Consider the following 25,998-nt stretch of genomic DNA (forward strand, 5'->3'; position numbering starts at 1 on the left):
TGACAGCGGATTGGGTCATATGAGCGAAAACGCCCCTAAGCGAGCAAGGTGACGTGAAAGAGGAGGGAAGCGTACTTCGGTACGCGACCGACGATTGAACGTCACCTTGCTCGCTTAGGGGCGTTTGCAGCGTCGAGCCGTTACGCGGTTTGGTAAAACCGCGTAACCAAAGGCGCAGCGTCGACCGGTCCGCCGTTCGTTAGAACGGCGGAACCAACCCTACATGACCATAACGTAGCGCGATCCCACGTAGTACTGCTTACCCATCAGGACCGGCTCGCCATTGGGACCGGTAAAGCTGGCACGCAGATTGAGCAGTGGATCGTGCGGGGCAATGCCCAACTCGGCCGCCTGCTCGGTATTGGCACGAACGGCCTCGACCGTGCGGTAGCCAACCGAGACAATCGGCGTTCCGCCAACACGCTCGACCTCGGCAAAAATCGACTTGTCCTCAAGATCGGCCGTCAACAGCTCACGGTAGGCGTCAAACGGCACAAAGATGTTCTCCTCAAAGATGGGCTCGCCGTCGGCTGTGCGCACGCGCTTAATATGCAGCAGCAGCGCGTCCTTTTGCAGGCCAAAGAACTCCATCTCGTTTTGACGTGCCGGCACAATCTGGCGATCGACCACATGCGCGCCCGCCTTCATGCCATTATCGGCACACAGCGCGGTAAACGTCTGCAGCGTCGAAGCGTGGAACTGGCGGTTGATGTGCGGCGTGGAGACAAAGGTGCCACGGCCCTGCTGCTTAACCAGGTATCCATCGGAGCACAGCTCCTCGACGGCGCGGCGCACCGTAATGCGGCTCACGTCGTACTGCTCGGCTAGCTCAAGCTCGGACGGAATACGCTCCTTGGGTGCATAAACACCTTTCTCGATCGCATCCTTGATTTCGTCGTAAATCAGCTGGTAAAGCGGTGCATTTTTGGGCGCAGGCATATCTAATCACTCTTATCGAAATATCGAAATAACTAATACGTATATAACGTCTAGTTTCATGTTACCTCATATTGATAAAACGATACACCCTCCCTACCAACAAGCGACAGCTTCATTTTAGTAGGTTTTATCTGGGCAAACGAGAGCCTCCCGAAAGCAGCGAGGCTTTCGGGGGGCTCAAGCGGACAGGATTGCGCCAGGCCAGCAAAATGCCAAAACCCTACTTGCCGTCGTCCTGCTGCAGGCTGTCCTGCTCGCTGAGGCGCGCCTGCCTGCTGGCCATGCGTGCGGGCTTGTCGGGATCGGGAACGGCCGTGGGCATGGGCTCGTCGACATGACCTCCCCACCAGCCGCCCACAAAGTTGAGCGTGTGGAACACATTGATCACGGCGCCGGGATCAATGTCGCACACCAGCTTGATAATGTCCTGGCTCTCGTAGGTTGAGACAACGGCGTGCAGCAGGTACATCTTTTCGCGGCTGTATCCGCCGATGACCTCGGCACAGCTAATGCCGTGCTGAAAATGGTCAACATAGGCGGTCATGACCTCGTCCGCCTTGTGCGTCGTAATCTGCAGCGTCACGCGGTCGTAGCGACGATAGAAGCTGTCAATGGTCTTGGTCGAAATAAACTGGAACACGATGGAGTACGCTGCCTTGTCCCAGCCAAACATAAAACCAAAGATCGCCAGGATAAAGCAGTTGAAACCAAAGATGACGCCCCAGATGGTCTTGCCCGTGTGGTTGGAGACCCACAGCGCGATAAAGTCGGTGCCGCCGGTGGATGCGCCGGACTTGAGCGCGATGGCAGCGCCCAGACCCGAGACCACGCCGCCAAAAATGATGAGCATGATCTTGTCGCCCAAAAATGGAGCGAAGTGAAAGACGTTGAGGAACAGCGACGAGAGCACGACCTGCATCATCGAGAAGATGACGAAGCGCTTGCTAATGCCGCTCCAGCATAGGAGCGCCACGGGGATGTTGAGCGCGAGCATACCGAGCGAAATATCGATGTGAACGCCACCCAGCGAGGTAACGCGATCGAGCAGGACCGCAACGCCGGTAAGACCGCTCGGAAGCAGGTCGGCGGGCTGAATGAACGCCTGGATCAGGAATGTCTGGAGAACGGCGGAAATGGTGACCGCCACAGCAGTAATGGCGCGGCGGACGATGGTGAGGCGGCCGAGCACGAGCACTCGGTCCGTGAGCTGATCGATGGCATTCGCCACGCAGGCTCCTTTCGAAGGCAGATGTAGTTGTGGGATATGTCCGCGATTGTAGCATGGGGCGTGCGGGGGCGCTTCAATTCACCCTCTCCCGACAACCAAAGCGGGACCAGCAACCCCACGACCAAAGGCCCAAATTACAAGTGAGTAGACTTTACGCGACCTGCAGAGCACACCCAAAACCGCCACCCCTGTGACCTGCGGTTTTACAAAGGAAGATATGCATTGTGCTCGGCCTGCGCCAAAAAGTCTACTCACTTAGTCCGAATCGAAGCCAAACGGATCAAAATCGAAACCAAATTGAGCCAGTCCACCGCAAAAAACGTTTGAACCCGTGCTTCTCGCGGCGGATTGACACTACAAAGCGGCCAAAATGTCGGTCAGATTATCAATAACGGCATCGGCTCGCGATTGATCGAGGTTGACGCCCTCGTGCGGACGCAGTGCCAGGACGCGGGCGCCGGAACGTTTGCCAGCCTCGATCCCCAAAGGCGAATCCTCGATAACCAGGCACTCGGCAGGCTCCACCCCCAGCGCCTCCATGGCACGCAGGTAGATCTCGGGGTCGGGCTTAAACGCACTGCACTCGTGACCGCTGATGGTGTAGTCCAGCACATCGGCGATACCGGCAATCTCTACCAGCTCGTCAATGAGCTCACGATAAGACGAGCTCGCGATGGCACACTTCACGCCGCGCTCGTGCAGTGCGCGCATCACCGGCTCCGTCTGCTCGTTGAGCAGCTCGGCATACGGAACGGGATGGTCCGGGCTATAGACCTGCTTGTACTCCACGCGCAGACGCTCGCGCAGCTCAACATCGTCGGGCACCAGCGCCTCCCAAATGGCCGGCTCGTTAGACCCCGAAAGATCGGGGATCTCGTCAAAGTGGAACCCCTTCTCCTCCATAAACGCCACGCGACGACGGTTGTAGAACCACTCGGTATCGACCAGCACGCCGTCCATGTCAAACAGCACTGCTTTGATCATACGCATCTCCTCCCACCTGCCAAAAAGGGACAGGTTTATTTTGGTAGGTTTTATCTGGGGTTTTGTGGCGCGACGGATACGCCCTCCCCAAAGCAAAAAAGGGGACGGGGCGCAAACCCCATCCCCTCTCAATCAACCCGTAAGGTCTACTTACTTGTGATTAGTAGGAAAGCTTCCACATGTAGCGACGCATGGTCAGCGGGTGCTGACGGGCCTCGGCGATCTGGTTGCCGTACTCGCGCATAACGGCGAGGTGCAGCAGCGGGTTGAAGTAGGTGACGACGCTCGCGGGCACGGCGTCAGCCAGGCCGTAGTCCTTGGAGTCGATCAGAGCGACCTTGGCGCCCATGCGCTTAAGGAAGGTGAGGGCGCGGGCGTCCATCGGACGGGTAGCGCCATCGGACATGAAGAAGACGTAGGGCTTACCCTCGGTGGAAACCTCGAACGGGCCGTGGAAGTACTCACCGGTGTTGTAGGCAGCGGCGTCGATCCACTGCATCTCGGTGAACAGGAAGGCAGCGTGAGAATAAGCCATCTTCTCGGAGGCACCGGAAGCCATGAAGTAGATCATCTTGTCGTCCTTGAAGTCCTCGGCGAACTTCTTGGCGAGTTTCTTGCAGGACTGAGCGGCGTTCTCGCAGAGCTCGAAGACGTTGGTGAGGCCGGTGATCATGTCCTCGTAGTGGTCATAGCCCTCGGTCTGCTGAAGGATCTCGACAGCAAGAGCGATGGCGTAGCCGGGCTTCTCGCACTTGGCAGCGAAGTTGGCGTGGAAGCCGTGAACGATGACGTAGTCAGCGTCGACGGTCAGAGCGGAACCAGCCTTGTTGGTGAGGGAGACGACCGGGCAGTTGTGCTTCTTCGCGGTCTTGTTGGCCTCGACGGTCTCGGGCGTGGAGCCACCGAGGGAGCAGGTGATCACAAAGGTGTGCTCGTTGACCCAGGAAGGCGTGTCGTAGTTGAACTCGTTAGCGGTGAAGATCTGAACGTTCAGCTTGTCCGTGTTGTTGGCCAGGAAGTACTTGGCGGGGTAAAGGTCGGACATGGAAGCACCGCAGCCGACGAAGGCGACGCTGTGGATCTCGTGGTTGGACAGGACGTCAGCGACGATCTGCTTAGGGAGGTTAAGGTCGATCTCGTACATCTGACACATTCCTTTCGATTTTTGCGGCGCCACATTGCCGGGCGCTCGCAGGGTTACCGTGGTTTGGACCGAGTCGCCGGCCCGTTGAGGATGCGACAAAGGGACTGTCCCATTGTCGCATTTTGGGGATGGAAGCCTGCCTGGGGTATGGGATGCCAGGCAGGCCCCCGGGGGAAAGCGGTTAGGCGCTTAGTCGCGACTAAGCCAGGATGCCGACCGCGGAGAGGGCGATGCCGCCCACGATGGCGATCACGAGAAGCCAACCGGTGTTGACGTTCTTCTTGATGAGCCAGTACATAAGGCCGGTGAGGCCAAGGGAGATCATCTGGGGCATCATGCCATCCAGGATGTCCTGGATAACGACGGTGCCGTCAGCGAACTGCAGCGGGGTGGTGGCGCCGATCAGCGTGGCGATCATGCCGCCCACGGACATAAGACCCACGATGCCGCAGACATACATGAGCTTCTCCATGAGGTCGCCGCCCTGAAGCTTGCTCAGGTACTCGTGGCCGCCCTGATAGCCCATCTTGGCTGCGAACCAAGTAATCAGCACGGAGGGGACGATGGAGATGAGAAGGGCCAAGATCGGGCCCATGATGGAGCCCTGCTGAGCCAGCTGAACGCCCAGACCAAAGGCGATAACGCGGATGGTGCCCTGGAAGAAGGAGTCACCGATGCCGGAAAGCGGGCCCATGAGGGAGGTCTTGACCGCGTTGATCGAATCGGGGTTGAAGTTCTCGGGATCCTTGGCGTACTCCTCCTCCATGGAGGCGGCGAGGCCCAGGATGAAAGCGCTCGTCTGCGGGGTGCAGTTGTAGAACGCCATGTGACGGTGGTAAGCCTCTTTCTTAGCAGCAAGCTGCTTGGGGTCGGACTCGTCCGGATAGAGGCGATCGAGCGTGGGAACCATACCGTAGAGGAAGCCCATGTTCATCTGACGCTCGTAGTTCCAAGAGGCCTGGATGGCCCAGGAGCGCCAGAAGAACTGGCTGACCTTCTTGTTCAGGGACACGTCCTTGGTTGCGGTTGCCATAGTGTGTTCCTCCTTAGTCTTCGTCGTCTTCGAGCGGATCGTAGTCGGAATCGACACCGGCGGCTGCATGGGAACCGTTGAACTTGAAGCCCATGAAGACGACAGCCAGGCACACACCGATCAGGGCGACCGCGATGACGGACAGGTTGAGGTAAGCGGCGAGCAGGAAACCGATGAACAGGAACGGAGTCATACCCTTCTTGATCATCATGGTGAGCAGCAGGGCCAAGCCGTAGGCGGTCATGATCTTGGTCGAAACGTTAAGACCAGTGGACAGCCACTCGGGAACCATGTTGACGATGGCCTGAACCAGGTCAGTGCCAACAAAGACGGCGAGGAAGATCGGCAGGAAGTACATGATGGCGTACAAACCGGAGCCGGCGCAGATGTGCATACGGTAGGCGGTCTTGAACTTTCCGTTATCAATCGCGTTATCTGCCACATGGGTGAGGACGGCGATGATGGAACGGAACACGATGCCGAGGAGCTGACCCAGGACGGCGACCGGGATGGCGATCGTCATGGCGGTCTCGGCGGAAGCGTCGGTCAGGCACGCAAAGGCAGCGGCCACGATGCCGCCCAGGACCATATCGGGCGGAACGGCGGCGCCGACCTGCACCAGGCCCATGGACACGAGCTCGACGGCGGCACCGACGGCAAGGCCGGTGGGCACATCGCCCAGCAGCAGACCGACGAGCGTAGCGCCAACGAGGGGCTGCTCGAAGTTAAGACGACCGAGCAGGCGGGAGTCCCACATGCAGAACACGCCGACGAGGCCGACGAGCACCGCACTGATGAACGTATTCATACCCTTCTCCTTTCAGTCAGGCAAAAGCCTGGTTGATTACAGCTTGGCGTCGATGTCGACGCTCTGATACGTAGGGGTCTGCTGGACGTAGAGCTTGATGCCCATGTCGAGCAGCTGGTTGACGTCGGCCTTCTGGGTGGCGTCGAAGAAGACGGAGCTGTCCTTGCCGCCAATCTGATCGGCACCGTCGTGGTTGGCGGTGGCGCCCAGGTTGATGGCGTCGAGCTTGTAGCCCTGGCAGAACTGCAGCATCTCGGCAGTGTTGCCAAAGACAAACATGACGCGCTCGCCGAGGGTGTTGAGCTTGTCCATCTTGGCGAGGGCACGCTCGACGGTGAAGACGTTCAGGCGCACGCCCTGGGGCTTGGCCAGCTTAAGAGCGCCCTTCTTGATGTCATCGTTGGCGGCAGCGTTGTCGACGACGATGATGCGCTCGGCCTGAACCTTGGTGGTCCAGGTAAAGACGACCTGGCCGTGCAGCAGACGGTAGTCAAGACGTGCGAGGACGATCTTGGCGGGACCGGAGCTGTGACGGGACGCCTTGGCCTTCTTGGCGGGAGCCGCGGCAGCCTCGACCGGTGCATTGGGGTTGGTCAGACCGGTGCGGGCCTCGTTGATGAGGGCCGCGAGCTCGGCACCCTTGATGGGGGCGGGGCTCATAGCGAGCGTCAGCGCCAGCGGAATATTGAAACCGCTGACAACCGTGAACTTCGTGCCGTTCTTGGAAAGCTCGACCATGTTGTTGTTGACCGAGCTGCCGAGCATATCGGTCAACACATAGACGGTGTCGTCCGCGTTGAACGTGGCGATCATAGCCTCAACCTTATTGGTGATGGGCTCCTTGTCGTCGCGAGCAAGCGACACGACGTGGACGTTCGACACGTCGCCGAGAACCATCTCGAGCGTGTCTTTGGCGCCTGCGGCCAGGCCGCCATGAGATGCGAGAATGAGCTGATTCATCTTGCCTCCTCCTTTTCGTTATGGTCATTATAACGTCTTATACGTTGCTTATATTGCTAATTAGTATAAAGACCGTTCGCGGGTGAAAATCGACCGTTGACGGGTTTAACGTACTCGAAACGTTTGGCTAGGTAGGCCGGCGCTAGCTGGATAACCCCAGGTCAGACCCTGCGCGCAATCCCCTATCGCACGAAGTACCAGGGGCTTTCCTGTACGGTGGGTTCCAGCGCAATGCCGGTGCGTTCCTTAAACAGATCCATGTCCTGAGATTTTTCGGTCCACCACGCGTTGGGCTTAAAGGTCATGCTCTCAATGACATGACCGACAAACACACTGTTGCGCAGCTTGGAGAAGTCGGTGTTCATAATCAGGATGGACGCGAGCACCAGCACGATGCCCAGGACTTTAATCGCGCCGGCGGGCTCGGCGTAGACACCAATGCCCACCAGTACGGTGACGACCGTCTCGAATGACATTACGACGGGAACTTTCGACGTCTCGAGCCCCATGGACAGACCCTGCATATATAAGACATAGGCCACGGCTGTAGGGATGAGTCCAAAACCAAAGAACAGCAGCAGCAGCTGTGGCGACATTGCCGCGGCGACATCTGGCCACGGAGCCGCGATAGCCGCCATAACCGCACCGCCAAAAACAAGGCCCCAAAACGTGACAGCCAGCGGGTGGACCGTCTTGGTTGCTATCCGGCTAAACACCGCGAGCGACGCGCCACAAAAGCCCGCGATCACGCCCGACGTGACGCCCCAAACCGAAAAATGGAAACCGGAAAGGTCGCCATTGGTCACTGCAAGTACACAGCCACCGATATTAAAAGCGATGGCAACGAGCTTGTTGGGAGTCACATCCTCGCGATAAAGCACGCGGCCGAGCATGACGCCAAACACCGGCGAGGTGTAGAGCAGCACCGAGGCCGTGGACATGCCCACCTCGCCCATGCACTCGTAATAAAGCGTGTTAGCGGTGGCGAGGCCGATAATGCCAAGAAGCGCACAGGGAACAAGCTCTTTAGGACTTGCCTTGAACAGTGCCAGGGGACCCGATGCTTTTCCCTCACGATCGCCTCCCTGGCAACCCATGAACGCCAAGACCGGAGCCATTAAGACGGCACCCGACAACAGGCGAAAGGCCGCCATGCTCTGAGACGAAACGCCCATGGCCGAGATGCCGTTTACAAAGATTCCGATGCTGCCCCACATAAGCGCGGCGATCAGCACCAGCACATAGCCCAGATTGCTTTTCTTCAACGCAGCCTCCTCGGTATTGTTTCCAATATGTTTCATACTACGTTATAGTCGTTATATACATTTTTCAAGACACAAATCGGCGAGCGGAAAAATCTGCTCTACCGCTACAACCCATTGGTGCAAGGGGGTCAGGTTCATATGCGCCAACTTGGTGTAAAGTAACCTGTCCCCAATGCACCAATCCCTTAACAAGCACGGCGACGCCGACGTTTTGGCAACATCAGCGAGCGCCCGTCATTTGAGCCAAGGTGCCGTGAAATGAAAAGGCGCTGACCTTTTGGTCGCGCCTTTGAAATTGAACGGCAGATTGGCCAAATGCCGGGCGCGCAGCGTCGGCTGGTCCGCCGTTCGGTAGAACGGCGGAACTAATACTCCTAGTAGTCCAGCTTCCACATGTAGCGGCGCGTCATGTAGTCCTTGTGAGTAACGGCAGAGAGTGCACGCATATACACGTTGTTGAGGATCGGGGCAAAGATCAGGTGGTTGAAGTACTCGCTCACGCTGTCCTTGATGTCGTTGAGGCCGAGCTCCTTGGCGTCAAGCTGATAGACGCGCTCGCCACCGTACTGGTTGACGAAGCGGATGCCGCGCTCGTCGTTGCAGCGGCTGCGGCCGACGCTGATGAGCTGGAACAGCGAGGTACGCTTGTCCAGGATCTCGAAGGGACCGTGGAAGAAGTCGCAGGTGTTGATGGTGCAGGAGTCAATCTGCAGCATCTCCTGCACGTTGCAGATGCTAAAGACGTAGGCGGCACCAAAGAGCGGACCCTGAGCCATGACGTTGATGCAGGGCTTGTCGGCGTTCTGCTCGGCCCACTTGGCAGCAAGCGGACGGGTGTACTCGACGGCCTTGCGATAGATGGGGTCGACCAAGTCGAACGCGGCCATAGCGGTCTCGTACTCGGCATAGCCCTCGGTCTGCTGCGTAAGCTCCATGGCGATCATGGTCACGACGGCGGAGTTGGTGCGGCCCATGCAGGACTCGTCGACGGCCAGGCTGTCGTACTGGATCTTGTAGTCGCAGACCTCGGTGAGGCCGGACTCGTCAACATAGATGGCGATGGTGCTGGCGCCGTGGTCCTTGGCGACCTGGGCGGCAACGATGGTCTCCTTGGTGCCGCGCATGGACACGACGACGGCCAGGGTGTTCTCGTTGACGTAGGCCGGGGTGGCGTGCACGAACTCGTTGCTGGTGTAGCTGGAGCTCACGACCTGCGTGGCCTCGTGCTCCATAAAGTACTGGGCAGGATAGTTGCCGCCGTTGGATCCGCCGGCACCAATCCACACGACGCGCTTGATGCCGCCCTTGTCTGCCTTGTCAGCCAAAACCTGGGAGACGACATCCTTAACCTGTTCCTGAGTAGTCATCGTGCATCAGCCTTTCTTCTCGTTTGATGCTCTCGATGGCATACAAGTTACATACATGTTTTGGTTATGTCGACTAGTTGTATGCTATATTTATCTTAGAAATTTTGCTGGTAAGGTTTTCGGTAGCTCAATACCAGCGGTTTTATTGTTGTGTTGAATACATGCTTGCTTAGATAAGCATACAAGTTAAATATAGGCTGATCGCATGAACGCTTCATCTAAAAAGAAACTGAGCCAATACGAGCGCTTGGCGGGTACGCTTCGCGACCGCATCGCCGCCGGCATCTACGCACGCGGAGACAAGCTGCCGTCCGAGATGGAGCTCATGGACGAATCGGGGCTGTCGCGCAGCACCGTGCGCCACGCCCTTAAGGTTCTCGTTGATGAGGGCCTGGTGCGCACCGAGCGCGGGCGTGGCGCCTTTGTGGCCGACACGCCCGCGCTCCACGAGAACAACCTAGTGTTTTCGAGCTATACCAAGCAGGTCGAAGGTCAGGGCATGAAGCCCACCACGCGCACCGTGGACTCGGGCTTTGCCAAGGCGGCCGACAGCATAGCTAAGTTCTTTGACGCCGCCGTGGGCAGCAAGCTCGTCAAACTTGTCCGCCTGCGCTACCTGGACGACGTGCCGCTGTGCCTGGAGACCACCTACCTGCCGCCAAGCTTCGAGACGCTCATCGATCGCGATATCAACGGTTCGCTCTACGCGACGCTGCGCCAAGAATTCCATCGCGCGCCAGCACAGGGACATAAGACCTTTGAGGTGTGCTATGCCTCGCAAAACGAGGCGTTTTTGCTCAACGTCGAGCGCGGGCAGGCGCTGATCCTGATCACCGACTACGTCTACGACACCGACGGCCGACCGCTCCATGTCTCTAAGCGCATCCAACGCACCGACCGCGCCAAATACACCGAGCCAATCGGCTAACCTGCCAAAATAAACCTGTCCCTAAATGATAGGTTTGGGAAGGTCGGGGAACCAGGTTGGTTTGGGTTGGTTGGGTGTGCGCTCGGCTAGGACCAGCTCCATCCAGCACATGTCGTACCAGCGGCCGAACTTTTGGGCGCAGCGATCGAAGGTGCCCACCAGGCGATATCCCATATGAGCATGGAAATCCTGACTGTTGTGCGTCAGGTACTCATCGTCCTTATCGTGCGGCACGGCAATGAGCGCGCACATGTTGGTGATGCCCATCGCGATCAGGCACTGCTTGAGCGCATCGTGCAGCTTGCGACCCAGCCCGCCATGGCGCACATCGCGTGCCAGGTAGATCGACGTCTCGACCGACCAGTCGTATGCCTCGCGGCTGTTAAGCGGACTCACGTAGGCATAGCCTACCGGACGCCCGTCCAACTCCATCACCAAATACGGATAGCGCTTGAGCGTACGCTCAATACGCCCGGCGAACTCCTCAACGCTCGGCACCTCGTATTCGCAGGTAATCGCCGTCTGGCGCACATACGGCTCATAGATGGCAAGCAACGCCGGCGCATCATCGGGCGTCGCCAGACGAATCGTCGGATCGGACATCTCGGTCATACAACCCTTCTCCCCCAAAAGCAAAGGCCGCCCTGCGCCAAGCTCAGGCGCAGGGCGGCCCCTTGTCATTACATCAGGCTACAGGACAGCCGCCAGCGCGTCGATGTCCTCCTGCGTCGTGGCCCAGCTGGTGCAAAAACGCACCACCGTGTGGGTATCGTCGTACTTTTCCCAGTACTCGATCGCCGCATGCTCGCGAATGCGGGCCATGTCCTCGTTGGGCAGAATCACGAACTGCTGGTTGGTCGGCGTCTCCAAGAAGAACTGGTAGCCGCGCTCGTGCAGCACGCGACGCAGCGCCTGAGCGGTCTCAATCGCCTGGCGACCAATCTCAAAATACAGGCCATCGGTAAAAAGAGCCTCGAACTGCACACCCGTCAGGCGGCCCTTGGCAAGCAGCGCGCCATGCTGCTTAATACGCGGAATGGGATGCGCCGGGGCATGCATGCCGCAGAACACCACAGCCTCGCCGCAGAGCGCGCCGCACTTGGTGCCGCCGATGTAGAACACGTCGCACAGCTGCGCCAGCTCGGGCAGGGTAATGTCGCACTCATCGGCCGCCAGTGCATAGGCCAGGCGGGCGCCATCCACAAACAGCGGAATCTCGCGCTTCTGGCACACCGCGTGAATCGCCGCGAGCTCGGCCTTGGAGTACAGCGTGCCGTACTCGGTCGATAGACTCACGTACACGGCGCCCGGGAACACTGTGTGCTCGTAGCTCTCGTTTTCGTAGAACACCTGGATATAGTTCTCGAGGTCCTCGGCGTGCATCTTGCCCTCGTAGCCGGGGATGGTGAGCACCTTGTGGCCGCCAAACTCGATGGCGCCCGCCTCGTGACAGGCGACGTGGCCAGTCTCGGCAGCAACGACGCCCTCGTAGGGCGCAAGCAGCATGTCGATCACCGTCGCGTTGGCCTGCGTGCCGCCCACCAGAAAAAACACGTCGGCATCGGGGGCCTGGCAGGCCTCGCGAATAAGTTGCTTGGCGCGCTCGGTATGCGCATCGGTACCGTAGCCGGGCTGCGGCTCCATATTGGTATCGACGAGCGCCTGCAGCACTGCCGGATGTGCACCGTGGAAATAGTCGTTGTTAAACGCGAGCATGGCAATCCTCTCTTACCGGGTATCGGCCAGATGATTCAAACGGAGCTATTGTACGCCGCTGGGATAGGCAATGCGCGCGGCAAGGCACTCAAGCGCCAGCACCAGGGCAAAGCCGCAGCTCACGTCACTCAAAAAGTGCGCTCCGATCACGATGCGGCCAAACGCGACGAGCGCCGCGACCACAGCCGCCGTCCAAAAGACCACACGACGGCGCGACGGCTTTTCCTTAAAGGCCGTCGCGGGAAGCCCAGCGAACATGAGGCCGATCGCCGCGTGCGCCGTGTGTCCGCTCGCAAACGACTTAAAGCCGTCCTTGACTACACCGGCGGCAATATAGGCCCACTTGTCGGGGTTGCCGATCACCCACCACGGCTGAAACTCGAGTCCCTGCGTCACCTCGATCACGCGCATGCGTGGGCGCGACCACAGCGGCTTGACAATCACGTTGAGGATGATGGCCTGAGCGACCCACACGACAAGCACCATCAACGCCCAGCGCGTGAGCTCGTCGGGCTCGGTCGTGCGCGTGAGGCGATAGACGACAAGGTTAGCGGCGATGACCAGCACAAACGTCAGTACCAACTGAACCGCGATGAGTTTGCCGCCAACCCGCAGGGACGAAACGGTCTCGTAGCCGACCAGACCCACGTTGATCAAAACGCCCAGCGCAGCGAGCCATTTGCTCCCCCTGGAATCGGGGCGTGCCGAGCGCACGAGCATAACGCCCGCGATGCTCGCCGTCAGCTCGAACGGTAGCTCGCCGGCCGCCTCGACAAAGCGACCGTACATGCTGCCGATGTTGAACAGCGCGCTCGAAATCTGATAGTCGAAGAAACTGCCCACGCCCAGACAAAGACACAGGACAACCGCGATAATGGCGACGTCTTTCTTATAGATGTATCCGAACATGCTTTCCTTTCGATGGAACCAGAGTGCCCAAATGGGGCGTTTGCAGCGTCGACCCGTTAGTCGTCGTCGCTCGCACCCAACTGCTGCAACAGCATGAGTGCCGCGGCCACGGGGCCGGTACCGTCGTTGGCGTCGAGACCGCGACCCAGGCCGCTGCCCGCGCCGGCGCCCGCCTTGTAGGGCACCGACAGTTTGCGGCTCTTGGGGAAGTTCACCGCGCCATAGCGGGTCTTTAGCTCAAAGGCCACCTTCTTGGGCACGTCGACGCCCAAAAACGTGATGCGACCGCCGCTGAGCGTGACGCTCTCGAGCCCCAGGCGCTCGCCGCGAATGCGGATTCGTGCGCGATTGAACAGGTTGAGTCCTGCCAACGGCAGCTCGCCATGCGCGGCCTCGGTCTCTTCCTGCACCTCATCGATGCTCTCCAGGTCCTCGGCCGCTGCGAGCTTGCGGTACACGAGCACGCGCTGGTCCACCGCCGGCAGGTACTCCTCGGACAAGAAGTAGTCGGCCGGCAGATTAATACCCACGCTCGCCGCTTCCACGCCGGCGTCGTCATCGCCGCGCGCCTCGGCCACAGCCTGGCCCAGCATCTGCGTAAACAGGTCAAAGCCCACGCTCGACAGGTTGCCGTGCTGCTCGGCCCCCATAAGCGAGCCGGCGCCGCGAATCTCCAGGTCGCGCATGGCAATGCGCATGCCGCTGCCCAGGTCTTGGAACTCGGACAGTGCGGTCAGGCGCGCCGTCGCCTCCTCGGTGAGCGGCAGCTCGCCGGGGAACATAAAGTACGCGTATGCCTGCGTGGCAGAACGGCCCACACGGCCCTTGAGCTGGTAGAGCTGTGCCAGACCCAGACGCTGCGAATCCTCGATGATGAGCGTGTTGGCCGTTGCGTTGTCGATGCCGCTCTCCACGATGGTCGTGGCGATAAGCACGTCGATCTTCTTGGTCGCGAACTCGATCATCACGTCCTCGACCTCGCGCGGGCTCATCTTGCCGTGCGCCACGCCCACGCGCGCCTCGGGCGCGGCCTCGTGCACGCGCGCCACGGCGTCGTCGATGGTCTTGACGCGGTTGGACACGTAGTACACCTGGCCGCCGCGGCCCACCTCCAGGCGAATCGCCGCACTCACCACATCGGGGTCGTACTCCCCCACGTGCACGATCACGGGACGACGCCCGGTGGGCGGTGTGGTGATCAGGCTCATGTCGCGCACGCCGCTCGTGGCCATCTGCATAGTTCGCGGAATCGGCGTTGCCGAAAGCGTGAGCACGTCAATCTGCTCGCGCAGGTTCTTGAGCTGTTCCTTGTGCTGCACGCCAAAGCGTTGCTCCTCGTCGATGATCACCAGGCCCAGGTTCTTGGGGTTCACATCGGCCGAAAGCAGACGGTGCGTGCCGATGAGCACGTCGATCGTGCCCTCGGCAAACGCCTTGAGCGCGCGCTTTTGCTGCGCCGGCGTGCGGAAACGGCTGAGCACCTCGACCTCAAGGCCAAACGGGGCAAAGCGCTCAAAGAACGTCTCGTAGTGCTGCTGGGCAAGAATGGTCGTGGGGCAGAGCACCATGACCTGGCGGCCGGAGTCCACGCACTTAAACGCCGCGCGCAGGGCGACCTCGGTCTTGCCAAAACCCACGTCGCCGCATAGCAGGCGGTCCATGGGCTTGGGCGCCTCCATATCGGCCTTAATGTCGGCGATGGCCTCCAGCTGGTCGCGCGTCTCGTCGTAAGGAAAGCTCTCCTCCATCTCGATCTGCTCGGGCGTGTCAGGCGGGCAGGCGATACCCGCGATTGATGAGCGGCGCGTATACAGGTCGACCAGGTCAAACGCCAGCTTTTTGGCGTTCTTGCGCGCCTTGTTGGTGGCGCGCGTCCAGTCGGCTGTGTTGAGCCTGGTCAGGCGCGGTTTGTCGCCGTCGGGGCCAACATAGCGCGTGATACGGTCGACCTGCTCGAGCGGCACGTAGAGCTTGTCGCCGTCGGCATATTCCAGCAAAAAGTAGTCGCGCTCTTTGCCGCCCACTTCCTGACGCGCAATCTCGCTAAAGAGTGCGATGCCGTGGGTGGCGTGCACCACGTAGTCGCCCGGCTTAAACGGGAAGGTGATCTGCGTAATGTCCACCTTGCGGCGGCTGCGCGCGCGGTTGGCATCCATACGGGCGTTGAGGTCGGCGATCGAGAACACGGCCAGGTTGGCATCGGGCACCACCACGCCCTGCGGCAGGGCGGCATCGACAAAGGTCACGCGCCCGCGCGAGATGGTGGGCACGGCGGCACCGGCGGCAGCCTGGGCCGCGCCCGCCTCGAGCGAGCGGGCATTGAGTGCGTCGGCCTTACGCTCGCGAATGGAAGCGTGGGCCTCCTGGCGTGCGGCACGGTCGGCGGAATCCGCCGCTGCCACGCGCACGTGGTCGCCAATTACGCCGGCGTTTTCGGGGGCCGCCGTCAGCGATTCCTCAAAGGTAATGCCCTCATCGCCAAAGGTGAGCTCCATCGACTCGCGCGCACCGCGGTCGGGGATGGCAAACACGCAGGCGTAGCGCTTGCCCACGACTTCCTGAATGCGCGTCATAAAACGGTTGTCCGAGCCTGCGATGGCAGGCTGCTCAATCTTGAGCTCGGCCGTCACCGCACCGCCGGCACGAATGAGGCTCACGTAGTTCAGGCGCTGCTGAGCGCCAAAATCGAGCTGCTGGGCACGTACATACAGGCCATCCAATCGGTCAATCCCCGCCTCGCCGGCACGCGCCTCGATATCCTCGTAGGCGCGCAGGCAGTCGTCGAACAGCGAGCGCGGCTCGGACAGAACCACGAGCGCCTTGCCACTCACGTGTGCCAGCGGGCTCACGGTCTGGCCGTACATCACCGGCAAAAAGCGGTCGAGCTCGGGCGTGACGATGCGTGCATCCACCATCTCGAGCAGTGCCGCCAGTTTGCTGTCGTCCTGGCTTGCGCGGTAGAGCGCCACGTGCATGTTGTGAACGGCATCGTCGGTAAGCGCCAGCTCGCGACAGGGGAAGATCTCGATACTGTCCTCGTTGCCGATGGTCTGCCCCGTGGAGCTCACCATGCGGCGGATGCGGTCAATCTCGTCGCCAAAGAACTCGATGCGCACGGGCGCCTTCTCCTGCGCGGGGAATACCTCGACGGTGTCGCCGTGCACGCGGAACAGGCCGGGCGCGTCGGCGGCGCCGGCATTGGTGTAGCCCATGCCCACCAGGCGCTGCGGCACCTCGTCAAAAGGAATCTCCTCGCCCACCGCAAAAGTAGTGGACTCCCAGTAGCGGCTCTCGACCGGCGGCACGCAACGCAGCAGCGCGCGGGCCGAGGCAACCATGATGCAGTTGTCCCCGCGCACGATGCGCCCCAGAGCCTCGCAGCGCTGCGCCACCACGGCGTCGTCGGGCGCCTGTTCGCGCCACGGATAGTCCTTGCGCTCGGGAAAACGGCACACGTGCGCTAGGCCCACGTAGGCGGCAAGGCTACGCGCGGCGCGATCGGCCGCATCCTCGCCGCTCACGATATAGACCGTCGGGCGCGGACGGCGCGCAAACTGGGCGGCCGCCATAAGCGTGCGGCCCGACTGCGACACAGCCAGCGTCACGTCCTCGCCAGCATCGAGTCCGGCCTCGACGGTCTGCAAGGCCTCGGCAGTGTAGAGCTGCGCGGCTATACGGTGAATGAGCATGCTGTTCCTCCGGCATTGCAACGCCAAAAGCCCGCCGGGGCAAGCTCGGCGGGTCGTACGTCAAATACATTGTCTGTCATGGTAACGCATGGAGAGGACTCCGGCTCAAGGGCAAACCCAGCCCCGCAAAAAACGCCAGACGAAAATGCGTTCCGCCCTACCCCGCCACGCGCACGCTGGGACACAAATCCGCCAGCGGACACTCGTCGCACTTAGGTTTGCGGGCGTCGCAAATCTCGCGGCCAAAGGTGATCCACTGGTGGTTGACCGACTCCCAATACTCGTGCGGCAAAATCTTGAGCAGGTCTTGCTCGGTCTTGAGCGGCTCCTTGGCATGCGTCTTGGGGCTCAACATCAGGCGGTGTGCGATGCGGTTGACGTGTGTATCGACCGCGATGCCTTCCACGATGCCAAACCCCACGTTGAGCACGATGTTCGCCGTTTTACGCCCCACGCCCGGCAGCTTGACGAGCTCCTTCATGTCGGCCGGTACCTCGCCGCCGTAATCGGCGACGATTATCTGCGCGGCCTCCACGGCGTGCTTGGCCTTACTCTTATAAAAGCCGAGCGACTTAATGGTATCGGCCACATCGGCCACGCTCGCCCCCGCCATGGCCTCGGGCGTGGGCCACTGGGAAAACAGCTTCGGCGTCACCTTGTTGACCTGCGCGTCGGTCGTCTGCGCCGAGAGAAGCACCGCGATGAGCAGCCTAAAGGGATTCTCGTGGTCCAAAAAGCACTCGACCGGGCCATAGCGACGGTTGAGGCGCTCGCACACCTCAACGGCGCGCTCGCGTTTGGCGGCATTGGTCTCGCGTGGCATAACGACTCCTCGGCTCAGCGGCATAACAAACTTATGGGCACGATTGTCCCACGTATGGGGTCTTTACGCCTCCAAAAATGCGCCGGTCTGGCGGCTCCACAGGCTTGCGTACTCGCCGCCTGCCTCGACAAGCTGCGCATGCGTACCGTCCTCGACAATCTCGCCGTCCGCCAGCACCACGATGCGATCGAGCGCCGCCACGGTGGACAGGCGATGCGCCACCACAATGGAGGTGCGACCGCGCATCAGGTTCTCGAGCGCCTCCTGCACCAGCGCCTCGGACTCGCTGTCGAGGGCAGACGTCGCCTCGTCGAGCACCAGGATCGGCGCGTCGGTCAGGATAGCGCGGGCGATGGCCACGCGCTGGCGTTGGCCGCCCGAAAGCTTGACGCCGCGCTCGCCCACCATGGTGTCAAAGCCATTGGGCAGGCGGTCGATAAACTCAGTCGCGTTGGCCAGGCGCGCAGCCTCGCGAATCTGCTCGTCGGTAGCGTTGGGGCGGCCGTAGGCGATATTCTCGCGAATGGAGCGATGGAACAGCAACGCCTCCTGCGGCACGTAGGCAACCTGGCGGCGCAGACTCTGCTGCGTACAGCGCGAGACGTCCTGGCCGTCCACGAGCACGCGGCCGCCCTGTACGTCGTCCAGGCGCAGCAACAACTTGGTGAGCGTCGTCTTGCCCGAGCCCGATTTGCCCACCAGGCCCACGCGCTGGCCCGCTGCCACATGGAGCGTCAGGTCGTCGAACACGCTCTCGCCCGCCGCGGCGTCACGGTATGCAAAGCTCAGGTGCTCAAAATCAATCGCACCTTCGGTCACTTTAAGCTCGGGAGCGTTCTCGTCGTCTGCCACCAGACGCGGCTCGTCCAGCACGCGCGTCATCTCGGCCGCATCGCCCAGCGCGCGGTTGATGCGCTGCATCATGGAGCTTACGTAGTTCAGACGCATGGTGAGGTTGTACGTATAGGTAAAAATCATGACGAGCGCGCCGGCCGAAATGCCAAACCACGCGTTGCCACCCGCGACGAACACACTCACCACGGCCATGGTGATGACGATAAGGCCCGAGGTCGTAAAGTTGCGCTGCATCATGGCGTGCATCGAAACTGTCTCGGCGTCGCGCGCGGCGCGGTCGGCGGCATCGAACAGGTCACGCTCAAAGTCCTCGCGCCCACAGGTCTTGACGGCCAGGATATTCGTGACCGCGTCGGACAGCACACCCGACAATTTGTTCTGCGCGGCAGACGTCGCGGCCGAAAGCGGCATGATGCGCTTGTACATAAGCCAGACAAACGCGATGTAGACGACCATAATGCCCACCAAGATCACGGTAAACGTCGGCACCACCGGAGCGAGCGCCGCCACCGTGCAGACAACCGAGGTGATGGTGGGAATGAGCGAATACACCGTCACGTCTACCAGCCCCGTATAGCCGCTCATAAAGCGGCTCGTCTGGCTCACGAGCGATCCGCCAAAGCGGCTGGTGTGAAATGTCATGGATTGATTGGAGAGCGTGTCAAAGCACAGGCGCGCCAGGTGATAGTTGCCCGCAATCTCGAGCTTGTAGACGGTGTAGTCCTGCAGCTTGGAGAGGATTTGGCCCACTAGGTTAACGAGCACCAGCGCCAGAATGTAAGGGCCAAAGACCTCAAACACCTGGTCACCCGCCACGGGGCCGGCCTGAACGCGGTCAACGATAAGGGCCATCACGTAGGTGTTGGCAAACGTGAGCAAAAAGATGTAGCCCGCCGACGAGAACACCGAAAGGAAGACGATCAGCGGCTGCGTGCGCGTGACGCCCCAAAAACGCTGCAGCGTGCGGCGCACGGTGGAACGTTTGAGCGGACTGGTGCTTCTCTGAGACATGGGCTTCCTTTCGCGTCTGATAGGGCGAAACGCCATTGTTGCACACTAAAGCGCACTTCAGGCAAGCACGATGCGAAAAGCAGCGGGGCACCCGCGTTTACACCGGCGCCCCACCGTCAGATGCAGCTAGTCCTCGTCTTTTTGGTCTGCGAGCAGCTCCGCGGATGTGAGCCCCAAGATCTCGTCGGCCTCCCGCGCGTCTTCCAGCGCGTCGATATCCTTGAGCTTGCGCTCCATAACGTTGGTGCGCGTGGTGATGATGCCCTCGACCGTCTTTCCTGCGGTCTCGATCTGCTGTTGGGCGCGGCGCAGCGCCGCCTGATAGCGCGGCAGCTCGGCCTTGACGGCAGAAAGCACGCGCAGCACGTCGTCGGTGCGCTTTTGCAGCCTAAACGTCTGGTAGCTCATCTGCAGGCTGTTGAGGATGGCCGCCATGGTGCTGGGGCCGGCAACGTTGACGTGATAGTCGCGGCCCAGGGTCTCGATAAGCCCGGGACGGCTGACGACCTCGGCGTACAGCCCCTCAAACGGAACGAACAAAATGCCAAAGTTGGTGGTCGCGGGCACGCTCAGATACTTTTCGCAGATGTCCTTTGCCTCGCGCTTTACCATCATATCGAGCGTCTTGCGCGCTGCGGCGACGGCCTCAGCGTCACCCGACTCCTGGGCGTCGAGCAAATGCTCGTACGCGTCGCCCGGGAATTTGGAGTCGATCGGCAGCAGCACGGGATCGCCCTCGTCCACCGGCAGCTTGACGGCAAACTCAACGCGCTCCGAGGCGCCAGGCTTGGTGGCGACATTTTCCAGATACTGGTCGGGCGTAAGGATGTCCGCCAGGATTGCACCCAGCTGCACCTCGCCCAAAATGCCACGCGCCTTGACGTTGCCCAGCACGCGCTTGAGGTCGCCCACGCCGGTGGCAATGGACTGCATATCGCCCAGACCCTTGTACACAGCCTCGAGCTGGTCGCTCACCTGCTTAAACGATGCAGACAGGCGATCGTTGAGCGTACGGGAGAGTTTCTCGTCCACCGTCGCGCGCATCTGATCGAGCTGCACGCTGTTGTCCTTGCGGATGGCGCCCAGCTGGGCATCGACCGTCTCGCGTACCTTGTCCAGGCGGTGCTCGAGACCCTCGCGGTTGGCGCCGAGCTGTTGGGCCGTCTCGCGGCGCAGGTCATCCATGCGGTCGCCGGCCTGCGAGAACTCACGCGCGATGGTCAGGTAGCGCTGCTGCTCTACGGCCGCATCGGTCGTCTGCTGTTGCGCGATGGCATTTGCCGTGCGGCGAGTTTCTGCCAACGCGACGTTCAGGGTGTCGAGCGCGTTGTTGGCCTGCTCGAGCGCAGCCAGCATCTCTGCCCCGCTATCGCCGCGCTCCCGCAGCTCGGTGCGAAGGCCCTTGAGCTGCAGGGCACAAGCCACAGCAACCCCCACCGCCACCAAGGCGATCACAACAAGCACGATATCAATAGCAGACATAGTCTCCGCCCAACAAACCCAATCGATCATCAATCAAAACCGCGATCAATCTTACCCTGCCACACGCACCGGACGCCCGGCCCCTTCTTGGGCGCCCCTCTCCTCCGCATATTCCATAATGCGGCGCGCCGTCTCCCTGCTCACCTTTGAGTCATCGCCGGCTAAGTATGCGTATACGTTTCCCTTATTCAGATTCAAATCGCGGCAGAGGCCATAGCGCGTTACACCCGATTCCTCTAGCGCTCCCAACGTTCTTTTTCGCATCAGAGCGTTGATCCTTCTGTCCGCCACTGGCTTTTCCTTCACCGCTCTATACGCACGCCAAACGTTGGCATAACGATTAGGGAGTTTGTCCTCGGCGCATAGAGATGCCAGGCTACCCGTTTGGGTGTACAAGGACAAAATGCCTCGGTAACCCTCTTCCATCCACGAACCCTCGGATAAACCCAGAACGTATTCGGCTTTTCCTTGCGCCAAAGCGAGCAAAAACAGGGGCTCCGCCACGCGCGGCGCAACCGTCGTCGCCTGCTTAACCAGTTTTCTAAAACTGAGCGACTGCTGTCCGGATAGCTCTCGGCAATAGCCTTTTAAGAATCCCTCAAAGGTCAGATTCAACCGAGCACCTCCGTTCATTTGCTATTATTATTCATCTTCAATAATACTATTCAGTCGTATGACGGGACCCACAGGATGCAAGGATTCTACTCGTGGCGACAATCCCTACACCCTCGAAGTCCTGATGCGGCAAACGCTAACTCTCCCAGCCGGCGCAGATGGTTGTTACGACATCGCCTAGGCGCTGACCGAGAGCTGCCAAGTGCTCAAGCACCTCGCTGGGCGAGGCGCCGTTGAGGATGCACGTGAGGGCATATGAGGCCAAGAAGATTGCCGCGAGCCCCAACGGGATCAGCACGATCATCGCCAGCGTACGCAGGCGCTGGGCCCAGCGACGGCGACGCGCACGACGCTTGCCGAACGCAAGCTCCTGCGCATATGAATCTTGCTGTACGGAATAGGCCTCTGGAGCCGCCTCGCCCGCAGGTGCGGCGTTTTGCGCAGGAGGCTGGACGGCCGCCCCTTGCATTTGCATCTCCATAAGCCGTTGCTGTTGGCGCAACATGCGCTCGGCTTTTTGCTGCGGGGTCTCAAGAAACAGATCCATGTTGGCCTCCTCAATCGGAGCATTCGACGCTTGCGCCCAGCATCCCGCACCATCGCGGCTGCGGCAACGAAATCCGTGGCAATAGCCGCAAAGATTCTTTTGTCAGAAAACTGTCGAAAAGCTCAACAACTCCCCTACCAGCACTTTCTTTGAGCTTTTTTATCGAATGATCTTTCGCCCTTCCGCCCTTACGCCATCCGACCAAAACCTAACCAAAAGCTTGACGGAAATTGTGAAGACAGGGACCCCAAACAAAAAGTGCCGCCCCAAAGGGGCGGCACGCTAACTTCTTATCAGTTTTTCAGTAGCGAGCACGCGACGACCCGAAGCCGGAGCGCAGGGCGGGGAAACACCTTTGCCTCGCGCGACCTGCGGAGCCGTGAGCGAGAGGGAAAGGTGTTTCCCCGCCCTGTGCTCCGCAGTCGGTGAAGGCAGCTTTACATGCCCGCGAGACCTCGGGCGGCGGTGGCGCACATAAACGCCAAGGCTAGAATCACGAGCGAACCGGCAATGTCGGCCACCACGCCCGTAAAACGGCGCTCAATTAGCCAGCTCTCAAAGTGCGGGGCAACGTTGCGCCAAACACGCCACAACAAGATACCCATGCCGATGACGCCGGGAATATTGAGCAGCAAAATCTCGGAGCACAAGAGGCCAATCAGGTTTCCGGCGGCAAAGCCCGCATCGCCCTCGCAATATTTGCGATAAATCATGTACAGCATGTACGCCACAAACGGTTGCAGGCACGCAGAGATAAACGTAACTACCATCGAGGGGCCCTGGGAAAAGACATCGGTGAGCTTATCCACGCTCGTGGCATCCTTAGAGGCCAGGAACAGGCCAATGACCACCACAGGCACCACGCCCAAGATGACCTCGACCATCGTAAACAGCTTGGCGGTCAGGTCCTCACTCGCCGAATTCAAATGGGGCGCCCACTCAGGATGAGCATGCGCGCCGACCTTCTTGTCCTTCTCGGCACGATCGGCCTTTTTGCCCTCAGGAACCCGACGACCAGGATCCTTGCGAGTCCCCGCCGCAGCCACCCGAGCCCGAGACTTCTTACCCATAGAAAACACCCCATCAGGTAGTAGATAAACTAAAAGCCGCTACCCAGTGTACCCCCTAACAAATAGTGCCGCCCCAAAAGGGGCGGCACACAAACTTCTAATCAGCTTTTCAGTAACGAGCACGCGACGACCCAACGCCGGGGCGCGGGGCGGGAGGCCGGATTGCCTTCCCTCAACGCGACCCTGCGAAGCCGTGAGCGGGGAGGGAAGGCAATCCGGCCTCCCGCCCCGCGCTCCGCAGCAGCCAGCGCCACGCGCTAGTAGTTCACCACCTGCTCCTCAAAGTACGCCTTCGGGTGGTTGCACACCGGGCACACCTCGGGCGCCTCGGCACCAACATGCAGGTGCCCGCAGTTCAGGCACTTCCACACCTTTACGCCCTCACGCTCAAACACCTCGCCCGATTCAATGCGCTCGACGAGTTTGTTGTAGCGCTCCTCGTGAGCCTTCTCCACGGCACCGACGCCACGGAACTTTGCGGCAATCTCGGCAAAGCCCTCTTCCTCGGCGGTCTTGGCAAACTCGTCGTACATCGTGGTCCACTCGTAGTTCTCGCCTGCCGCGGCATCACGCAGGTTGTCCAGGGTATCGGGGACGGCGCCGTCGTGCAGATACTTAAACCACAGCTTGGCATGCTCGGACTCGTTGCCCGCGGTCTCGGCAAAGATATTCGAGATCTGAACGTAGCCGTCCTTTTTGGCCTTGGATGCATAGTAGCGATACTTGGTATGTGCCTGCGACTCGCCGGCAAAAGCGGTCTCGAGGTTCTTCTTGGTCTGAGAGTTCTCAAAATCCATGGGTGTACTTCCCTCCAACATATGCCGCCCATAGACTTTGAGCGGCCTTGTCTTTAGGATGCCCTCAAGCCGAGAATTTAAACCTTACAATCCTGTTCTTCAAATTCGAGCGAGCTATACACTCAGCCAACGATCGCCCTCGGAACGGCAAAAGCCCTCGCGCTCCAGATCGGCGAGAATGCTTGCGACCAACTCGCGCTCGACCGGCTCTCGGCCGGCTGCCGCTTCCATCTCGTTAACGCCCACCACGGCATCAGCAAGCGTAATCCCCGCCGGCTGCCCATCGCGCGCTGCCAGCAACATACGCACGATATGCGCGCGCTTTTGACGACGCGAGCCCTCAAACTTGGACTGGCGACTATAGCCCGCCGATCGCCTAGACGGATTGGGCAACGTCTTCTTAAGATACGCGCCGTAATCCAGCAACGCGTAATACCACGCGCGCGGCGTGTCGGCATCATCTTGAGGCACGGCAAAGGGCGCGATCTCGTCCGCCGCCGCACCGGGGGCCGCCGGACAGGCGGCTTGAATCAGCGGCACCAGCTCGCGATCGGGAACGGCCGGCACATCGGGAAAGAAATGATGCAAAAAGACCGTGCGCACGTTGGTCTCCAGATACACGCCCGGAAGATCAAACGCAAATGACCGGATGCCCTGCGCCGTTGCCGGGCCAATACCAGGCAGAACGACCAAGTCACGCGTCTCACGCGGAAACTCCCCGCCCCAGTCTTCCACAACGCATTGAGCGGCCCTGTGGAGCGCCAAAGCGCGTCGGTTGTAGCCCATGCCCTGCCAAGCGTCCAAAACATCGGAAGGCGCGGCCTGGGCAAGCGCCTGCACAGTCGGAAAACGATCGAGCCACGCCGGCATGCGCGTCTCCACGCGCGGCACCTGTGTTTGCTGCAACATGACCTCAGAAAGCCAAATGATGTACGGATCGCGCGTGCGGCGCCACGGAAGGTCGCGATAACGCAGGACCCCTTCCGAACGAATCATCGAACGAAAGGGGTCCTGAATCATGACTATGCTCCTTATGCGGCGCTATTCCTCCCGGCAAGCGCACGCGCAGGTGGCATACTCGGGAAACGCTTCGCGGTCGGCGAACTTGGGATCGACGGCCGGGAACTGGCGGTGAGCGACGATGTCGCCGAGCGAAACGGAATCGAGGTAGTCGCGCATCAACGCCTGAGCTCCGGCCCACAGGGGATGATAGCAGCACGCGCCCATGCGCGCACAGTCACCATCGGGCGCAGTGCAATCGTTCATGACCATAGGACCCTGAACGGCCTCGACGACCTGGCGGATAGTGACGTCGTCCGGACTGACCTTGAGACGCATGCCACCGTGGACGCCACGCAGGCTCTCCACAATACCGGCCTGGACCAAACCGTGCTGAATCGAGCGGGCAAACGAATACGGGACATTGACCTCTTCGGCAGCGGTGCGAACAGAAAGCAAACACTCCGGATCCTCGGCAAGCATCGCCAGCATACGAAGGGCGTAATCAGTCTTCCTCGATATGTCCATTTTTCCCCTTTCAAGGAATACGAACAGCTCGAACGAGCTCCGGGGCCGAGCTTGTGTCGAGACGCTAAATGACCGCCAGGACATCCAAATGGTAAATCGGATATCTACTGAGTGCCGCGCTTGGAGCGAAATGCATCAGATGCGGCGCACAGTGGAATTTAGTATAACCTAACCCCCTGTCTTGTTGAACAGGTGTTGCGCAACAAAGCTGTTGTTCAGACAGACCTTGATTCTCATTTTCATTGCAACAGCCTCAGGACTCAGCGCAACGCGTTGCGCTGAGTCCTGAGGCGCGAATCCG

The 25,998-nt window shown here is 60.3% G+C and carries 23 protein-coding genes; 1 reads left to right on the plus strand and 22 read right to left on the minus strand.

Annotated elements, in window-relative coordinates:
* Window positions 1-219 precede the first annotated feature (219 nt).
* From ACESUZ_RS08670 to ACESUZ_RS08710, 9 genes are all read right to left on the minus strand, one after another.
* Entirely contained in the window at window positions 220-939 is a 720-nt protein-coding gene (locus ACESUZ_RS08670) for a GntR family transcriptional regulator (protein ID WP_373199610.1), read from the minus strand.
* A 220-nt stretch (window positions 940-1,159) separates the two neighbouring features.
* Window positions 1,160-2,167: a YitT family protein gene (locus tag ACESUZ_RS08675; RefSeq protein WP_373199612.1), complete on the minus strand. Its 1,008-nt coding sequence runs from the start codon at window positions 2,165-2,167 to the stop codon at window positions 1,160-1,162.
* Between the two features lie 354 nt (window positions 2,168-2,521).
* Window positions 2,522-3,151, minus strand: coding sequence for an HAD family hydrolase (locus tag ACESUZ_RS08680; RefSeq protein WP_161115153.1), 630 nt, complete (start codon window positions 3,149-3,151; stop codon window positions 2,522-2,524).
* A gap of 160 nt (window positions 3,152-3,311) precedes the next feature.
* Window positions 3,312-4,295: an SIS domain-containing protein gene (locus ACESUZ_RS08685; RefSeq protein WP_035136781.1), complete on the minus strand. Its 984-nt coding sequence runs from the start codon at window positions 4,293-4,295 to the stop codon at window positions 3,312-3,314.
* Window positions 4,296-4,494: 199 nt separating this feature from the next.
* Complete coding sequence (locus tag ACESUZ_RS08690) at window positions 4,495-5,328, minus strand: PTS system mannose/fructose/sorbose family transporter subunit IID (RefSeq protein ID WP_118226101.1); 834 nt, start codon at window positions 5,326-5,328, stop codon at window positions 4,495-4,497.
* A 13-nt stretch (window positions 5,329-5,341) separates the two neighbouring features.
* Window positions 5,342-6,136, minus strand: coding sequence for a PTS mannose/fructose/sorbose/N-acetylgalactosamine transporter subunit IIC (locus ACESUZ_RS08695; protein WP_195246997.1), 795 nt, complete (start codon window positions 6,134-6,136; stop codon window positions 5,342-5,344).
* Window positions 6,137-6,172: 36 nt separating this feature from the next.
* Window positions 6,173-7,096 (minus strand): PTS sugar transporter subunit IIAB, encoded by a 924-nt coding sequence (locus ACESUZ_RS08700; protein WP_373199615.1) that lies wholly within the window; start codon window positions 7,094-7,096, stop codon window positions 6,173-6,175.
* Window positions 7,097-7,278: 182 nt separating this feature from the next.
* Window positions 7,279-8,361, minus strand: a complete 1,083-nt coding sequence (locus ACESUZ_RS08705; RefSeq protein ID WP_195361569.1) for a DMT family transporter — start codon at window positions 8,359-8,361, stop codon at window positions 7,279-7,281.
* 374 nt (window positions 8,362-8,735) lie between these two features.
* A complete protein-coding gene (locus tag ACESUZ_RS08710; protein ID WP_006235139.1) occupies window positions 8,736-9,728 on the minus strand; it encodes an SIS domain-containing protein in 993 nt (330 codons plus the stop codon).
* Between the two features lie 205 nt (window positions 9,729-9,933).
* On the opposite strand from ACESUZ_RS08710, the gene ACESUZ_RS08715 reads away from it, so the two are divergent.
* A complete protein-coding gene (locus ACESUZ_RS08715; RefSeq protein WP_373199617.1) occupies window positions 9,934-10,656 on the plus strand; it encodes a GntR family transcriptional regulator in 723 nt (240 codons plus the stop codon).
* Window positions 10,657-10,677: 21 nt separating this feature from the next.
* Here the strand turns inward: ACESUZ_RS08715 and ACESUZ_RS08720 are convergent, their stop codons facing one another.
* From ACESUZ_RS08720 to ACESUZ_RS08780, 13 genes are all read right to left on the minus strand, one after another.
* Window positions 10,678-11,268 carry a GNAT family N-acetyltransferase gene (locus tag ACESUZ_RS08720; protein ID WP_373199619.1) on the minus strand — a complete coding sequence of 197 codons (591 nt, stop codon included), beginning with the start codon at window positions 11,266-11,268 and terminating at the stop codon, window positions 10,678-10,680.
* Window positions 11,269-11,346: 78 nt separating this feature from the next.
* Window positions 11,347-12,372, minus strand: coding sequence for a threonine aldolase family protein (locus tag ACESUZ_RS08725; protein WP_373199621.1), 1,026 nt, complete (start codon window positions 12,370-12,372; stop codon window positions 11,347-11,349).
* Window positions 12,373-12,417: 45 nt separating this feature from the next.
* Window positions 12,418-13,281, minus strand: a complete 864-nt coding sequence (locus ACESUZ_RS08730) for a phosphatase PAP2 family protein (protein ID WP_373199623.1) — start codon at window positions 13,279-13,281, stop codon at window positions 12,418-12,420.
* A gap of 56 nt (window positions 13,282-13,337) precedes the next feature.
* Entirely contained in the window at window positions 13,338-16,970 is a 3,633-nt protein-coding gene (mfd, locus tag ACESUZ_RS08735; RefSeq protein ID WP_373199625.1) for a transcription-repair coupling factor, read from the minus strand.
* A gap of 157 nt (window positions 16,971-17,127) precedes the next feature.
* A complete protein-coding gene (gene nth / locus ACESUZ_RS08740) occupies window positions 17,128-17,793 on the minus strand; it encodes an endonuclease III (protein ID WP_373199626.1) in 666 nt (221 codons plus the stop codon).
* A 63-nt stretch (window positions 17,794-17,856) separates the two neighbouring features.
* Window positions 17,857-19,659, minus strand: a complete 1,803-nt coding sequence (locus ACESUZ_RS08745; RefSeq protein WP_373199629.1) for an ABC transporter ATP-binding protein — start codon at window positions 19,657-19,659, stop codon at window positions 17,857-17,859.
* A gap of 126 nt (window positions 19,660-19,785) precedes the next feature.
* A complete protein-coding gene (locus ACESUZ_RS08750; protein ID WP_373199630.1) occupies window positions 19,786-21,141 on the minus strand; it encodes a DNA recombination protein RmuC in 1,356 nt (451 codons plus the stop codon).
* A 51-nt stretch (window positions 21,142-21,192) separates the two neighbouring features.
* Entirely contained in the window at window positions 21,193-21,756 is a 564-nt protein-coding gene (locus tag ACESUZ_RS08755) for a hypothetical protein (RefSeq protein ID WP_373199632.1), read from the minus strand.
* Window positions 21,757-21,892: 136 nt separating this feature from the next.
* On the minus strand, window positions 21,893-22,303 hold the full coding sequence (locus ACESUZ_RS08760; protein WP_373199633.1) for a hypothetical protein: 411 nt from the start codon (window positions 22,301-22,303) through the stop codon (window positions 21,893-21,895).
* A gap of 437 nt (window positions 22,304-22,740) precedes the next feature.
* Complete coding sequence (locus ACESUZ_RS08765) at window positions 22,741-23,373, minus strand: hypothetical protein (RefSeq protein ID WP_373199636.1); 633 nt, start codon at window positions 23,371-23,373, stop codon at window positions 22,741-22,743.
* 257 nt (window positions 23,374-23,630) lie between these two features.
* Window positions 23,631-24,170, minus strand: a complete 540-nt coding sequence (gene rbr, locus ACESUZ_RS08770) for a rubrerythrin (RefSeq protein ID WP_089573238.1) — start codon at window positions 24,168-24,170, stop codon at window positions 23,631-23,633.
* 114 nt (window positions 24,171-24,284) lie between these two features.
* Window positions 24,285-25,190, minus strand: a complete 906-nt coding sequence (locus ACESUZ_RS08775) for an HhH-GPD family protein (protein ID WP_373199639.1) — start codon at window positions 25,188-25,190, stop codon at window positions 24,285-24,287.
* A 21-nt stretch (window positions 25,191-25,211) separates the two neighbouring features.
* Complete coding sequence (locus ACESUZ_RS08780) at window positions 25,212-25,697, minus strand: RrF2 family transcriptional regulator (RefSeq protein ID WP_117773298.1); 486 nt, start codon at window positions 25,695-25,697, stop codon at window positions 25,212-25,214.
* Window positions 25,698-25,998 lie beyond the last annotated feature (301 nt).

Origin of the sequence: Collinsella aerofaciens ATCC 25986 (assembly GCF_964239575.1) — a bacterium.
Lineage (GTDB): Bacteria > Actinomycetota > Coriobacteriia > Coriobacteriales > Coriobacteriaceae > Collinsella > Collinsella aerofaciens_BQ.